This is a genomic window from Janthinobacterium sp. C22, assembly GCF_057919405.1.
This window is the reverse complement of sequence record NZ_CP193659.1, coordinates 6,293,605-6,306,684: the sequence shown is the minus strand read 5'-3', so window position 1 is coordinate 6,306,684 and position 13,080 is coordinate 6,293,605. Positions and strand designations below refer to the sequence as shown.

Sequence of the window (13,080 nt, the reverse complement as noted above, 5' to 3'; positions counted from 1 at the left end):
CATGTGTTTTCCGGCAATTCCCGCCCCTCCTTCCCGAAAGTCATGCCACATGAAAAATGCACTTACCTTCCTTGCCCTGAGCGCCGCCCTGTCTGCCTGCGGTGGCGGCGGCGATCACGCTGCGCCGGAAGCGCCGGTCACGCCGCCCGTCGTGGTCACGCCTGTCGCCGATCCTGTGACGGTCGCCTCGCAAGCGGTCGCCGCCCAGGCTGGCCTGGCCGTGATCGCCGGCGCCAATGCGGACGAGACGGTGTATGACGTGGCGGCCGATATCGGCGACACATGGCGCATCACGTTCGACAGCGTCAAGAAAACCTACGCGATCCGGGTGCTGTCGACGCAGTTCGGCTTGAGCGACCGCAGCGGCACGTTCAGCGCCGTCACCGCTGGCCATCTCACCACCTACACGGCAGCGGATTTCAGCGTCACTGTCGACGCGCGCACGCGCTTGTTGAGCGGAAATATCAAGCTGGGTAACATGGCTTCGACCGTCAGCGGCACCGGCTATGCGGTGGGGGACGTGGCCGGGCTGGCCGGCAGCTATATTTTCCTGGGTGCCATGCGCAATGCATCGAACGGCGGCGACCGTTTCAATCCGAAAGGCAGCCTGAAGGTGGCGGCCGACGGCAGCGCGCAACTGTGCAATGGCGGCGTGTTCAATGCGCAAGGCGTGTGCTCCGCGGTATCGCCGCAGCTGGAAGCGGAAAACGCCAGCCTGACCCTGGTCAAGGATGCGAAGAGCGGTTTGCTCGTCGCCCGCCAGGGCCAGCAGGATTTCGGCATCGTCCACGTGCATGCGGGCGACCGGGGGCTGGCGCTGTTCATCGACCGCTACAGCCGCAACCAGGAAAACGTGCTGCGCGTGGGTACCATCGTGGCGGCCAAACGACAGAAGATCGGCAGCGAAATCGCCGGCAGCTACGCCTGTGCGGCGCCGGGCATCAGCGCCAGGATCGAGATTGCGGGCGGCACCGCCACCCTGACGAATAACACGAGCGGCAAGACGCATGCGGAAACCATCACCGCCAACAAGCTGGGCCTGGGCGCGCAGGCCGCCGATTTCGATGGCATCGCCGTGTTCAAGGACCCGGCCGACGTGCCGGCCGACTATTCGATGTTCATGCCCGTGTCGTCGAGCATGGCGGTCGAGTTTTCCACCGACCGCTCGTATATGGGCACGTGCCTGAAAAATTAAGAGGTGCCGCCACGTGCCTGTGTGAGTAGGTCGGGTTAGCCGGTACGGCGTAACCCGACAACACCATCAGCCCGGTAATCGTTCCAATGCCTCCATCAACGGCAGCGCCGCATCGGCGATGCGCTCCAGGCTCGCTTCGCGCAGGGCGGCGGTGTCCACCGTGTGGCCGGAGTCCAGCCCCGCCCAGCGCAGCAGCGCCGCACACGCGGCGGGCGTGTCGAACATGCCGTGCAAATAGCTGCCGAGGATTTGCCCGTCGCCCGATACGGCCCCCTCGGGCCGGCCGTCGATGACGAAGGCCGGCTGCGCCAGCGCCGCGCCATGCGAGACGCCCATGTGGATTTCATAGCCTGCCACGGGGGCATCGGCCGCGCCGGCAAACGCGCAGTGGCCAGCGACCTGCTGCAGGCGTTTTTCCGCCGTCAATTCCGTCACCATGTCGAGCAGGCCCAGTGCCGCTGACTCTCCCGCCGCGCCTTCCACTCCCAGCGGATCGCGCACGCTTTGCCCCAGCATCTGGAAGCCGCCGCAGATGCCGAGCACCTTGCCGCCGTAGCGCAGGTGTTTCGCCAGGTAGGCGGACCAGCCCTGCTGCTGCAGCCAGGCCAGGTCGCCGCGCGTGTTCTTGCTGCCGGGCAGGATCACCAGGTCGGCCGCTGGAATCGGCTGGTCCTGTTTGATGAATTGCAGGTCGATGCCGGGGTGGGCGCGCAGCGCGTCGACATCCGTGTGGTTGCTGATGCGCGGCAGTTGCGGCACCACCACCTTGAAGGCACCCCGTTCGGCCTGCGTCGCTTCGACGGCGTCTTCCGCATCGAGGAACAGGCCTTGCAGGTAGGGCAGCACGGCCAGCACGGGCTTGCCCGTCTGCTGTTCCAGCCAGTCGATGCCGGGTGTGAGCAGCGAGATATCGCCGCGGAAGCGGTTGATGACGAAGCCGACGATGCGCGCCCGCTCGCTGTCGGACAAACACGCCAGGGTGCCGATGATGTGCGCGAAGACGCCGCCCCGGTCGATGTCGGCCACCAGGATCACGGGGCAGTCGACGGCTTCGGCAAAGCCCATGTTGGCGATGTCGCGCGCGCGCAGGTTGACTTCGGCGGGGCTGCCCGCGCCTTCGACGACGACGGCCTCGTACTGCTGGCGCAAGCGCGTGAACGATTCCAGCACGGCGCCCATGGCGATGGTCTTGTATTGCTGGTAGTCGCGCGCATCCATCTCGGCGCGCACCTTGCCGTGGATGATCACTTGCGCGCCCGTGTTCGACGACGGTTTTAATAGCACCGGATTCATGTCCGTGTGCGGCGCGATGCCGCAGGCCAGCGCCTGCAAGGCCTGGGCGCGGCCGATCTCGCCGCCGTCGCTCGTCACCGCGCTGTTCAAGGCCATGTTTTGCGGCTTGAACGGGGCTACCGTCACGCCACGGCGCTTCAACAACCGGCACAGGGCCGCGACGACGGTGCTCTTGCCCGCGTCGGACGTCGTGCCCTGCACCATCAGGACGGGGAAGGGAAGCTTCATGCCTGCTGCTCCTGCAGATGTTGCCAGCGCGCGATGATGTCGCTGATCTGGCGCAGCCCTTCGGTAATCGCCGCCGGGCCGGGCGACAGGATGTCGGGCGACTTGATCTCGAACAGCATCTGGTTTTTCACGGCGGGAATCGCATCCCAGTCCGGGCGCGCCGCCAGTTGCGAGGGCTGGAATTTCTTGCCGCACCAGCTGGCGAGGATGATGTCGGGCGCGCGTACGACCACGTCGTGGGAATCGGCGATGATGCGCTCCTTCGCGCCCGGCTGCACGGACAATTCCGGGAAGGCGTCCGTGCCGCCGGCGATGGCGATCAGTTCCGCTGCCCAGCCGATGCCGCTCATCAGGGGATCATTCCACTCTTCAAAATAAATCACGGGCTTGCGCGTCCAGGCCGCGGCCCGGTTGCGGGCGGCGGCGATGTCCGCGCGCAGGCTGGCGATCAGCAATTTGCCCGCTTCCTCGCGCCGCACCAGCGCGGCAAGGACGGCGATCATGCGCAGGATGCCGTCGACCGTGCGCTGGTTGAACTGGTGTACTTCGATGCCGGCCTTGACCAGGTCGCGGCAGATATCGGCCTGCATGTCGCAAAAGCCGATCACGAGATCCGGTTCCACTGCCAGGATGCGTTCCAGGTTCGTGGACGAAAAGCCGCTGATCCTGGTTTTTCCTCGCGCGCCCGTGGCGGACGCACGGTAAAGCCCGAGATGCCCGCGATGACGTCCTCGGCGCCCAGCGCGTACAGCGTCTCCACGGCTTCCGTCGACAAACAGGCGATGCGTTGGTAGTGGCTCATGGTGCGGACTTGGCGCGGCGCTGGCGAGCCATTTCCAGCTGTTCGCACATGGCGGCCGTGCCTTCGATCATGCGCGGGCCGGCGCGGTTCAGCAGGTCGCCATTCAGGCGGAACAGGTTATTTTTGCGCACGGCCGTCATCGACGGGAAGGCGCGCCACATGGCCAGGCCGCCTTCGCTGCGCGGGTCGCTTTTTTCGCTGGTGCCGAAGATGACTTCCGGGTCTTCCTGCAGCACGCCTTCGGGCGTGACGACGGGCGCCACCACCTTCATCGCGGCGAACACATTCTGGCCGCCGCATACGCGCATCGAATCGCTGATGATGCTCGCGCCGCTCAAGGTATATAGAGGTTTGTCCCATACCTGGTAAAACACGCGCACGGGCGGGCGCTGCGCGTATTGCGCCGTCAAGCTGGCCAGTTTGGCGCGCAGCTGGGCGGCGGCCGGCCTGGCGGTTTTTTCCGTACCCATCAGTTGGCCCAGGCGCTCCATGCTGTCGGGGATATCGGCCAGCTTGCGCGGCTCGCTGTGATAGATCGGCACTTTCAGCTGGCGCAGCATGGCGATCTGGCGCTCGGCGCTGCCATGCATCCACACGACGATCAGGTCCGGCTTCATGGCGATGATGCGTTCCATGTCGTACTGGCGGTTGTCGCCCACTTGCGTGATTTTCTTGGCCGCCTCCGGGTAGTCGCTGTAGCTGACGACGCCGGCGATCTTCTCGCCGCCGCCGGCCGCGAACAGCAGTTCCGTGACGTGCGGCGCCAGTGCCAGGATGCGCTGCGCCGGTTTTGCCACGGTGACGGTATTGCCGTCGTCGTCGCGCACGCTGATGGCGGCGTGTGTTTGCAGCGAGACCAGTCCGGCCAGCAGCAGTGCGGTTTTCAAGTGGTTCATAAGGGCTTCCATGCGGTGAGGGCCTGCTGCAGGCGCAGCCAGGCATGTTCGTCGGGGGGCAGGCCCAGGCGGATGCCGTGGGCCGCGTGGCGGAACAGGCGCACCCAGATGCCCGATTCCGCCATATGGCGCCAGAGCGCCTCGGCGCGTTCTTCCGGCCACCATTGAAACAGCGCCGTGCCGTTGCTGGCGATGCCGTGCGTGGCCAACAGCTGGTGCAGGCGGTCGCCTTCTCCGCGCAGGCGCTCGCGCATCGCGTGCTGCCAATGCGTGTCGGCGAGGGCGGCCAGCGCCACTTGCTGTGCCGGGCCGCTGACGGTCCACGGGCCCAGCATGTCGGCCAGCTGCGCCAGCAGCACGGGATGGGCGGCGACTAAGCCCAGGCGCAGTCCCGCCAGGCCAAAGAATTTGCCCACCGAGCGCAGCACGATCAGGCCCGGCTGGTCCGAGTGCGGGCCCAGGCTAGCCTGCGTTTCCGTGTCGCCAAACGCTTCATCGACCACCAGCCAGCCGCCGCGCGCGGCCAGCTTGCCGGCCCATTCCAGCAGCAGTTCCGGTGCGATGCGTTCGCCCGTGGGATTGTTCGGATTGCAGACGACCAGCACGTCGCAGCTGTCGATGGCGTCGCCCAGCTGCGCATACGGCACCTGGCGTAAATCGTGGCCGTGCTGGCCCCAGTGGTGCGCATGTTCCGCATACGACGGCGCGGCCACCACCACGCGCGACGGCGCGCGCAGCCGGGGCAGGGCCTGGATGGCGGCTTGCGTGCCTGCCACGGGCAGCATGGCCGGCGCGTCGTAATACGCGCAGGCGGTGGCCGCCAGCGCGGGATTGGCTTCCGGCAGCCGGTGCCAGGCGTTGGCGTCGGGTGCTGGCGCTGGATACCAGTGCGGGTTGATGCCGGTCGACAGGTCGATCCAGTCGGCGATCGGCCGGCCGTATTCACGCGCGGCGTCGCGCAGATTGCCGCCATGTTCAAGCAAGATACTTCCCTTTCAGGTAAAACAGGCCCGCCAGCAGCGCCACCCAGATCAGCCACAGCACGGCCGTTTCGGCTACCAGGCGCCAGGCGCGGTCGATGTCGCGCGCTTCGGCGGGACGGCCGCTGCCCAGTGGCGGGCGGCGTTCCAGCGCGCCGTCGTAGATGGCGTCGCCGCCCAGGGCCAGGCCGAGGGCGCCGGCGCCGCTGGCCATCACGGGCCCCGCATTCGGGCTGCCCCAGTTGGGCGCCTGCGTGCGCCAGCAGTGCCAGGCGCGCTGTTTGTCGGCCATGCTCTTGCCCAGCAAGACATACGACAGGGCCGTCAGGCGCGCCGGCAGGTAATTCAATATGTCGTCGATGCGCGCGGCGCAGCAGCCGAACCAGTCGTAGCGCGCATTGCGGTAGCCCCACATGGCGTCGAGGGTATTGGCCAGCCTGAAGAGCACGGCGCCGGGGCCGCCCGCCACGGCAAACCAGAACAGGGTGCCAAAGACGGCGTCGTTGCCGTTTTCCAGCAAGGACTCCGTGCTGGCCTTGGCCAGGCTGGCCGCGTCGGCGTCGGCCGTGTCGCGGCTGACGATGCGCGCCGTCAGCAGGCGCGCGTTGTCCAGGTCATCAATGGCCAGGGCGTCGGCAATCGGCTGGTTGTGATCGCGCAGGCTGCGCAGGCCCAGGCACAGATACAGCAAAAAGACGTGCAAGGCCGCGCCGGCCAGGCCGCACAGCCACCAGGCGGCATAACTGATGGGCAGCACGGCCAGCGACCAGGCCAGCGCGCCGCGCAGGAAACGTCCGCGGCCCCGGTTCAGCAGGCGCTCCAGCGCGCTGGCGAGGCGGCCAAAGCCCACCAGCGGATGCCAGCGGCGCGTTTCTCCCAGCAGCATGTCGAGCAGCACGCCCGCCGCCATCAAGGCGGCCAGCATGGGCAGCGACAGGCCGCTCAGCATGGGCCGCCTTTCAGGTACAGCGGCAGGCCGGCGGCGACAAAGACAGCCTTGTCGCACACGGCCGCCACGGCCTGGTTCAGCCGGCCCGCTTCATCGGTGAAGCAGCGCGAGATGGCGCCGTAGGGCACGATGCCCATGCCCACTTCGTTCGAGACGAGAACGAGGTCGCAGCCGGTGTCGCCGATTTCGGCCAGCGCGTACAGCAGGTGTGCGCGCTCGCTGTGGAACAGTTCGGGCAGGGCGATGTCGCCCACGTCCGGATACGTCTCGCCGCTGGAAAACATCAGATTCGTCAGCCACAGGGTCAGGCAGTCGACCAGCAGCAGGCGGCCCGGCCGTGCTTCCCGCAGGATGGCGTCGCCCAGGCGCAGCGGTTCTTCGATAGTCACCCACCCGGCCGGGCGCTGTGCGCGGTGATGCGTGATGCGCGTGGCCATCTCGTCGTCGCCCGCCTGCGCGGTGGCGATGTAGAGCACTTCCTTGCCGGACTCGCGGGCCAGCGTTTCCGCATAGGCGCTCTTGCCGGAACGGGCGCCGCCAAAGACCAGGGTGCGTGTCATGGCGCTGTTACCACTCGGTGCCGATCTGTGCGCCGATGCCGGCCGCGTACGCATGCTTGACGACGGCCATCTCGGTGACGGTGTCGGCAATGGCGATCAATTCGTCCGGCGCGCCGCGGCCCGTGATGACCACGTGCTGCATGGCCGGGCGATCGAGCAGATCGGCGATGACCTTGTGCACGTCGAGGTAGTTGTACTTGAGGGCGATATTGAGTTCGTCGAACAGCACCAGGCCGTAGCTGGGGTCGGCCAGGAATGTCTTTGCCTGTTCCCATGCCAGTTCGGCTTTTTCGATGTCGCGTTCGCGGTTCTGCGTTTCCCAGGTATAGCCTTCGCCCATCGCATGAAAGCTGATTTCCTCGGGGAAGCGGCGTAGGAATTTTTCTTCGCCCGTCGACATGGCGCCCTTGATGAACTGCACCACGCCTACCTTCATGCCGTGACCCATGGCGCGGATGGCCATGCCGAAGCCGCTCGAGCTCTTGCCCTTGCCGTTGCCCGTATTGACGATGATGATGCCGATTTCCTTGTCGGCCTTGGCGATGGCCGCGTCGATGATGGCCTTTTTCTCTCCATGCGCACGCGGTGGCGTTCGTTGATTGCGGCTGTTTCTACGTCGATAGGTTTGTTGTCGCTCATGTCAGTCCTCTTTCGGTATGAATATCTTGCGTTTGCCGTGATCGATGATTTCGATCGGGTGGCCCAGGTAGTCGCCCAGGATGGAGGCCTGCATCACCTCGGCCACAGGGCCGGCCAGCCAGCCGCCGTCGCCCATCAGCAGCAGCGCATGGGTCGAGACGCTGTGCGCCAGGTTCAGGTCATGCCCCACCATCACCACGGTTTTATTCTGTTCGCGGCACAGCTTGGCCAGCAGGCCCATGACGCTGACCTGGTGCGCCAGGTCCAGCGCGTTGGCCGGTTCGTCCAGCAGCAGCAGGGGCGTGTCCTGTGCCAGCATGGCGGCGATCGCCACGCGCTGGCGTTCGCCGCCGGACAGGCTGCGCACGTCGCGCTCGGCCAGGTGGTCCACTTCCATCGAGGCCAGTGACGCCAGGGCGATGCGCTGGTCGTCGCTGCCTTCCCAGTAATGGTTGTCGTGATACGGGTGGCGCGCCGACAGCACGGTTTCGATGACGCGGTAGGAGAACGCGTCGTGCCTCGCCTGCGCCAGGAAGGCCCGTTCGCGCGCCAGTGCTTCCAGTGGCCAGTCGATCAGGGCGCGGCCCTGTATCGTCACGTGTCCGGCATCCGGTTCGCGCAAGCCGGCCAGCGCGCGCAGCAGGGTGCTTTTTCCTGCGCCGTTGCGGCCGATGATGCTCCAGCATTCGCCGTCTTTGATCTGCCAGGTGAGGTTTTCCACGAGGGAGCGCGTGCCCGCCTTCAGGCCCAGTTGGTAGGTGCGTATCATGCTTTTTTCATCTCCTGCGCAGCCGGTGCAGTTGGTACAGGAACACGGGCGCACCGATCATGGCTGTCACCACGCCGACGGGCAGCTGTAATGGCGCCAGCACGGTGCGCGCCAGGGTATCGGCCAGCACGAGAAAGGTGCCGCCGGCCAGCGCGGCGGCCGGTATCAGCAGGCGATGATCGGGACCGCAGGCGAAGCGCAGCGCGTGCGGCACGATCAGGCCGACGAAGCCCACGCTGCCGGCGCTGGTGACGGCGCTGGCCGTGAGCAGGCCGGAACAGAAGAACAGTCCCTTGCGCAGGGCGCCCACGCGCACCCCCAGGGTGCTGGCCGCTTCCGCGTGCAGCGCCATGACGTTGAGCGAGCGCGCACAGCGCAAGGCGAAGACCAGGGCGCCGGCCAAAACCAGCCAGGGCATCAGCCGCGCGGGCGCGCCGGAGAGGTCGCCGATCATCCAGAACACCATGCTGCGCAAGCGGCTTTCCGGGGCGATCGACAGCATCAGGGTGACGATGGCCATGCAGGCCGAGGCCAGGATCACGCCCGTCAGCAGCAAGAGCGAGGCGCCGCCTTCGGCCGCCGTGCCGCCGCGCAGGTCGCGCCGGGCAAAGAAGTACAGCAGCATGGACACGCCGACGGCGCCGGCAAAGGCGGCGGCATCGACCACCCACAGCGCGCACATGAACAGCAGTGCGGCCAGCGCACCGACGGAGGCGCCGGCGGAAATGCCCAGCACATACGGGTCGGCCAGGGGATTGCGCAGCAGGGCCTGCATCATCAGGCCCGCCAGCGACAGCGCCGCGCCGGTAACGAAGGCGGTCAGCGCGCGGCCCAGGCGCAGGTCGAGCAGGGTGGCGGCGAGGGTGTCGGTCTTGCCCTGTACGACATGGAACAGGGCGGAAGGCAGGTCGGCGAGCGGAATCGCGATCGAACCGATCATGCCGGAGAAAATCAGGCTGGCAACGGCGCACGCGACCAGCACCGTGAGGATCACGGTGGCGCGGTGGCGCATGTTGCGGAAAAATGGGTGCATGCATACCTTTAAAACGGGGACCACAGAACTGCACTGCGGACGATGACGGATAGCGCCACCGCCCGCAGCTTACATCATTACCTCATGCTTATTTCATGCCGTAGCGTACGCCAACGAAGAGGTTCGAGCCTGGCGTTGCGTAGAAGCGGCCCAGTTCGTAGTCCTTGTTGGTGATGTTGTTCCAGCGTGCCAGCACCGACCAGTCACGCGCGAACTGGTAGGTGGTGTACAGGTTCAGCAAGCCATAGCCACCGAGCGTGGTTTTGTTGGCGGCATCTTCAAAACGCTTGCCAGACAACTGCCACTCCGTACCAGCGGTCAAAGGACCGGTCGTGTAATCGAGGGTGAAATTGGCATGCTTTTTCGCGCGGCGTGCCAGTTGCTTGTCCGTGGTTTCATTGCGCGGATCTTGCAGGTCGATATTGCCACTGACGTTGAAGGCGCCGAATTTGCGCGCGCCAGCCAGTGTCACGCCCTCGAGCAGGGCTTTGTCGACGTTCATGCTGCAGCCATAGCCTGGCTTCCAGCCGATTACCGGGCATGTTGACACGTAGGTGAGCATGTCGGTGATCTTGTTATGGTAGTAGATCGCGCTCAGTTGCGATTGACCGTCGTTGTAGTGCAAGCCAATTTCAGCGTTGCGGCCTTTTTCCGGCTTGTTCGTCGGGATACCGGAGTCAGGGTAGTAAAGATCGTTGAAGGTTGGTGCGCGGAAGCTGGTGCCATAGCTGGCGTTGGCGCGCAAGGCGTTGCTAAAACGATAGCCGTAGGCGACGCTACCCGTGTTGTGCGTACCATACGCCGAGCTGTCGTCGCGACGGCCGCTGATGTTGGCCAGGTGGGCGCCGCGCACCAGGTTGTACGATGCCGCGAACGATTTGGTGTTGCGTCCGCCGGACAGGCCCTTGGCCGAGCTCACGACGTCTTCATCACGGTACTCACCCAGCAATTGCAGGGTGTCACGGCCAATGAGAATATCGTTTTGCCAGCTGATGTCGCTTTGTTTGGTGTCGAACTGGCTTCTGCCGAAGGCGCCGGTGGCGGAAACCGAGGTTTGTTTGTCCTTTGCCTGGGCGTAGCGCAGTTCACTGGTCCAGTTCGGCAAGAACTGGTTCTTCGTGAAGACCGAAATGTTTTCCAGCTTATTGTCGTTGCGTGCGTCGAAGTTCAAGCCCGAATCGTACTGCGCATTCAGTTTGCTGTTCAGGAAAGTCAGGCCGACTTCATGGCCCTTGGCCATCTGGTAGCCGAACTGGCCGCTGACGCTTTCCTTGTCGTAGCCGTCTTTATCCGGATTGTAGGTATACGTCGAGGCACCCAGCTTGGAGGCGGAAAAGCCATCCGATTTTTCCTTGCCTGCGGTCAGCGCGTAGCTGAAGCTGTTATTGCCACCAGTAGAGCCGGCAACGTTGGCTTCCACCTGGCGCGTGTTGTAGCGGCCGTAGCCAGCGAAGGCGGAGAAGCGCGCCGCGCCATCGCCTTTCTTGGTAAAGATCTGGATCACACCGCCGACGGCATCGGCACCATACATGGTGCTCAGTGGACCGTAGACGATTTCAACGTGGTCGATGTTCGACAAAGGCAGGGCGCTCCAGTTGGCAGTGCCCGAAGTGGCGGAGCCGATGCGCACGCCGTCGACCAGCACGATATTCTGGTTGCTGTTCGCGCCGCGAATGAAGACGCTCGAATTGGTGCCTGGGCCGCCACTGCGATTGACTTCAATGCCGCGCTGCTTTTGCAGCAGGTCGATCAGCGTACCGGCGCCGGAACGCGCGATATCTTCCGCGCTGATGGTCTGCGTATCGCTCAATACTTCGCTCAGGTGCTGCGGGTAGCGGTTGGCTGTGACGACGATCGGATCGAAGGTATCTGGCGTGGTCTGGGCGAAAGCGGCAGGCGCGGCAATGGCTAGCGCGAGCGACGTGAGCGCCGCGTGGCGGGAAACAGCATGGGTCATGATAATTTTCAGTAAGTAATATGCAACCAGCCGACGTCCCCGTAGGCCAGATTGAACAGAAGTGGGAACTGAAGATGACGATCGAAGATGGCCATGGGCCATTCTGGATCGCGAACATCCCCGTTCGCACACTTCCACCTGTCCTGGCCGGTATCCGGGCTGGCAAGTACGGCTATCCCACCTTCCCATGCTCGATGATTGCAAGCACAGTGGTTGTCAGAGATAGCTTGTCGTCCGCCTCCTGTTGGGAGGGGCGACACTTGCTTACCGTTGCGGGGGCAGCACACGTTCGCCGCGGGCGCGGCATCGTGTTTCCCGTTTAACTGCGCTCATGGACATGAGCGCGGGCACCAAAACCCGGTCATTATACGTGCAGTGGGCGTGGACTGACATGGCTGGCTGGACGATTCGATATCAGAAATCGACGACGACCGTCGCACCATAGGCGATTTTATGGGCGGAATGGGCGGCCAGCAGGGCCGTTTCTTCCAATGGCAGGCGGGCTTGCAGTGCCGACAGCAGGCGGATGGTGCCCGCATGGCAGATGATGATGACAATTTCGTGTTGTTCGCGCAACAGATCGCCTAAAAACGCATCGACGCGGGCAGCCATTGCCAGCACGTTCTCGCCGCCGCCGGGGCGGTACCAGGCAAGGTCGGCGGCCCAGGCATCGATGTCCGCGCGTGCAATCGCGTGCCAGGGCTGCATTTCCCATGTGCCGAAATCCATTTCGGCCAGCCGGGCATCAAGGTGTAATTCGCTCGCGGGCAGATCCTGCGCCAGGGCCGTTGCCAGGCCGGCGCAGCGGCGCAGCGGACTGGCGTAGAGCGGCACACCGGGTGGCAAGGTCGCTTGCAGGCTGGCGCGCGTGGCGGCCATTTCATGCGGCGCCACCGCCACGTCGCTGCGGCCATAGCAGGTGCCGCTGGTGACTTGCGGCGTGGGGTGGCGAACGAGGATCAGACGCATGGTGTCAATAGAAGCGTGTCGGTGGCTGAAAGCTGGAAAGGATGGCCAGGTAAATCGCCACTTCCGCCACCTGCTGCACGGCGCCCAGGCAGTCGCCCGTGTAGCCTTGCAGGCGGCGCTGGCATTTGCGGCCCAGCCAGAATGCGGCCGCTGCCGCCGCCACTATGGCAAAGACCAGCGCGCTCCAGTCAACTATGCCCAGCGCGCCGCAGGCGATGGCGGGCAACAGGGCGCAGACGGCGGCGATGAGGAATTCCCCGTCGTCATTTCCTGCGCCATCGGCTTGGCCTTGCCTTCATCGCGCGCATAGTCCATGAGCCAGATCAGCGAGACGGCGGCCAGGCGTGAGAGCGGATGGGCGATGAACAGGGTCGCCACCACCGAGGCAGGCGGCAGCGAGGCGAGTGCGGCGCACTTGATGGCCAGCAGACTGAGGATGCCGATGGCGCCATATGCGCCGATGCGCGAATCCTTCATGATTTCCAGCACCCGCTCGCGCGTCAAGCCGCCGCCGAAGCCGTCGCACATGTCGGCAAAACCGTCTTCATGGAAGGCGCCCGTCAGGTAGATGCCGGCGGCGACGGCCAGCAGCACGGCCACCGCCGAAGGCAGGAGCCAGCTGGCCAGCAGATACACGGCGCCGCTGATGGCCGCCACCACCACGCCGACCAGCGGAAAGTAGCGCGAAGCGTGCTGCAGCCAGGCGGGCTCGAAACCCACCCAGCGCGGGATTGGCAGGCGCGTGAAGAACTGCAGCGCAATGAAGAAGAGGCGGCACTGATGGACTGCGGCGGAAACGGGGTTGCTCAT

At 65.2% G+C, this 13,080-nt stretch carries 12 protein-coding genes, 2 pseudogenes and 1 riboswitch; of the genes and pseudogenes, 1 reads left to right on the top strand and 13 read right to left on the bottom strand.

Going from position 1 to position 13,080, the window contains the following annotated elements; genetic code table 11:
- The first annotated feature begins 49 nt into the window (after nucleotides 1–49).
- The gene (locus tag ACRHIG_RS29545) at nucleotides 50–1,195 is read left to right on the top strand and encodes a hypothetical protein (RefSeq protein WP_489628815.1); all 1,146 of its coding nucleotides are present in this window, start codon (nucleotides 50–52) and stop codon (nucleotides 1,193–1,195) included.
- 66 nt (nucleotides 1,196–1,261) lie between these two features.
- Here the strand turns inward: ACRHIG_RS29545 and ACRHIG_RS29540 are convergent, their stop codons facing one another.
- The 13 genes and pseudogenes from ACRHIG_RS29540 to ACRHIG_RS29480 form a co-directional block, all read right to left on the bottom strand.
- A complete protein-coding gene (locus ACRHIG_RS29540) occupies nucleotides 1,262–2,716 on the bottom strand; it encodes a cobyric acid synthase (RefSeq protein WP_489628814.1) in 1,455 nt (484 codons plus the stop codon).
- The gene (locus ACRHIG_RS29535) at nucleotides 2,713–3,339 is read right to left on the bottom strand and encodes an ABC transporter substrate-binding protein (RefSeq protein WP_489628813.1); all 627 of its coding nucleotides are present in this window, start codon (nucleotides 3,337–3,339) and stop codon (nucleotides 2,713–2,715) included. Before ACRHIG_RS29535 ends, ACRHIG_RS29540 begins: the two co-directional genes overlap by 4 nt.
- The gene (locus ACRHIG_RS29530) at nucleotides 3,321–3,518 is read right to left on the bottom strand and encodes a hypothetical protein (RefSeq protein WP_489628812.1); all 198 of its coding nucleotides are present in this window, start codon (nucleotides 3,516–3,518) and stop codon (nucleotides 3,321–3,323) included. Before ACRHIG_RS29530 ends, ACRHIG_RS29535 begins: the two co-directional genes overlap by 19 nt.
- Nucleotides 3,515–4,414 (bottom strand): cobalamin-binding protein, encoded by a 900-nt coding sequence (locus ACRHIG_RS29525; RefSeq protein ID WP_489628811.1) that lies wholly within the window; start codon nucleotides 4,412–4,414, stop codon nucleotides 3,515–3,517. Before ACRHIG_RS29525 ends, ACRHIG_RS29530 begins: the two co-directional genes overlap by 4 nt.
- Nucleotides 4,411–5,397 (bottom strand): threonine-phosphate decarboxylase CobD, encoded by a 987-nt coding sequence (cobD, locus tag ACRHIG_RS29520; RefSeq protein WP_489628810.1) that lies wholly within the window; start codon nucleotides 5,395–5,397, stop codon nucleotides 4,411–4,413. Before cobD ends, ACRHIG_RS29525 begins: the two co-directional genes overlap by 4 nt.
- The gene (cbiB, locus tag ACRHIG_RS29515; RefSeq protein WP_489628809.1) at nucleotides 5,390–6,343 is read right to left on the bottom strand and encodes an adenosylcobinamide-phosphate synthase CbiB; all 954 of its coding nucleotides are present in this window, start codon (nucleotides 6,341–6,343) and stop codon (nucleotides 5,390–5,392) included. Before cbiB ends, cobD begins: the two co-directional genes overlap by 8 nt.
- The gene (cobU, locus tag ACRHIG_RS29510; protein ID WP_489628808.1) at nucleotides 6,337–6,903 is read right to left on the bottom strand and encodes a bifunctional adenosylcobinamide kinase/adenosylcobinamide-phosphate guanylyltransferase; all 567 of its coding nucleotides are present in this window, start codon (nucleotides 6,901–6,903) and stop codon (nucleotides 6,337–6,339) included. The genes cbiB and cobU overlap by 7 nt, the downstream gene beginning before the upstream one ends.
- Before the next feature lie 7 nt (nucleotides 6,904–6,910).
- Nucleotides 6,911–7,542 (bottom strand): annotated as a pseudogene (cobO, locus tag ACRHIG_RS29505) (cob(I)yrinic acid a,c-diamide adenosyltransferase).
- Nucleotide 7,543: 1 nt separating this feature from the next.
- Entirely contained in the window at nucleotides 7,544–8,311 is a 768-nt protein-coding gene (locus ACRHIG_RS29500) for an ABC transporter ATP-binding protein (protein ID WP_489628807.1), read from the bottom strand.
- A 7-nt stretch (nucleotides 8,312–8,318) separates the two neighbouring features.
- Complete coding sequence (locus ACRHIG_RS29495) at nucleotides 8,319–9,344, bottom strand: FecCD family ABC transporter permease (protein WP_489628806.1); 1,026 nt, start codon at nucleotides 9,342–9,344, stop codon at nucleotides 8,319–8,321.
- Between the two features lie 88 nt (nucleotides 9,345–9,432).
- The gene (locus ACRHIG_RS29490) at nucleotides 9,433–11,301 is read right to left on the bottom strand and encodes a TonB-dependent receptor domain-containing protein (protein ID WP_489628805.1); all 1,869 of its coding nucleotides are present in this window, start codon (nucleotides 11,299–11,301) and stop codon (nucleotides 9,433–9,435) included.
- A gap of 128 nt (nucleotides 11,302–11,429) precedes the next feature.
- A riboswitch (cobalamin riboswitch) is annotated at nucleotides 11,430–11,671 on the bottom strand.
- A gap of 44 nt (nucleotides 11,672–11,715) precedes the next feature.
- The gene (locus tag ACRHIG_RS29485) at nucleotides 11,716–12,270 is read right to left on the bottom strand and encodes a histidine phosphatase family protein (RefSeq protein ID WP_489628804.1); all 555 of its coding nucleotides are present in this window, start codon (nucleotides 12,268–12,270) and stop codon (nucleotides 11,716–11,718) included.
- A gap of 4 nt (nucleotides 12,271–12,274) precedes the next feature.
- Nucleotides 12,275–13,080: pseudogene (locus tag ACRHIG_RS29480) on the bottom strand (adenosylcobinamide-GDP ribazoletransferase).

Bases quoted from the DNA above. Each gene is read 5' to 3' on its own strand.
- ACRHIG_RS29545 (WP_489628815.1), top strand. From the start codon at position 50: ATGAAAAATGCACTTACCTTCCTTGCCCTGAGCGCCGCCCTGTCTGCC.
- ACRHIG_RS29540 (WP_489628814.1), bottom strand. From the start codon at position 2,716: ATGAAGCTTCCCTTCCCCGTCCTGATGGTGCAGGGCACGACGTCCGAC.
- ACRHIG_RS29530 (WP_489628812.1), bottom strand. From the start codon at position 3,518: ATGAGCCACTACCAACGCATCGCCTGTTTGTCGACGGAAGCCGTGGAG.
- ACRHIG_RS29525 (WP_489628811.1), bottom strand. From the start codon at position 4,414: ATGAACCACTTGAAAACCGCACTGCTGCTGGCCGGACTGGTCTCGCTG.
- cbiB (WP_489628809.1), bottom strand. From the start codon at position 6,343: ATGCTGAGCGGCCTGTCGCTGCCCATGCTGGCCGCCTTGATGGCGGCG.
- cobU (WP_489628808.1), bottom strand. From the start codon at position 6,903: ATGACACGCACCCTGGTCTTTGGCGGCGCCCGTTCCGGCAAGAGCGCC.
- ACRHIG_RS29500 (WP_489628807.1), bottom strand. From the start codon at position 8,311: ATGATACGCACCTACCAACTGGGCCTGAAGGCGGGCACGCGCTCCCTC.
- ACRHIG_RS29495 (WP_489628806.1), bottom strand. From the start codon at position 9,344: ATGCACCCATTTTTCCGCAACATGCGCCACCGCGCCACCGTGATCCTC.
- ACRHIG_RS29490 (WP_489628805.1), bottom strand. From the start codon at position 11,301: ATGACCCATGCTGTTTCCCGCCACGCGGCGCTCACGTCGCTCGCGCTA.
- ACRHIG_RS29485 (WP_489628804.1), bottom strand. From the start codon at position 12,270: ATGCGTCTGATCCTCGTTCGCCACCCCACGCCGCAAGTCACCAGCGGC.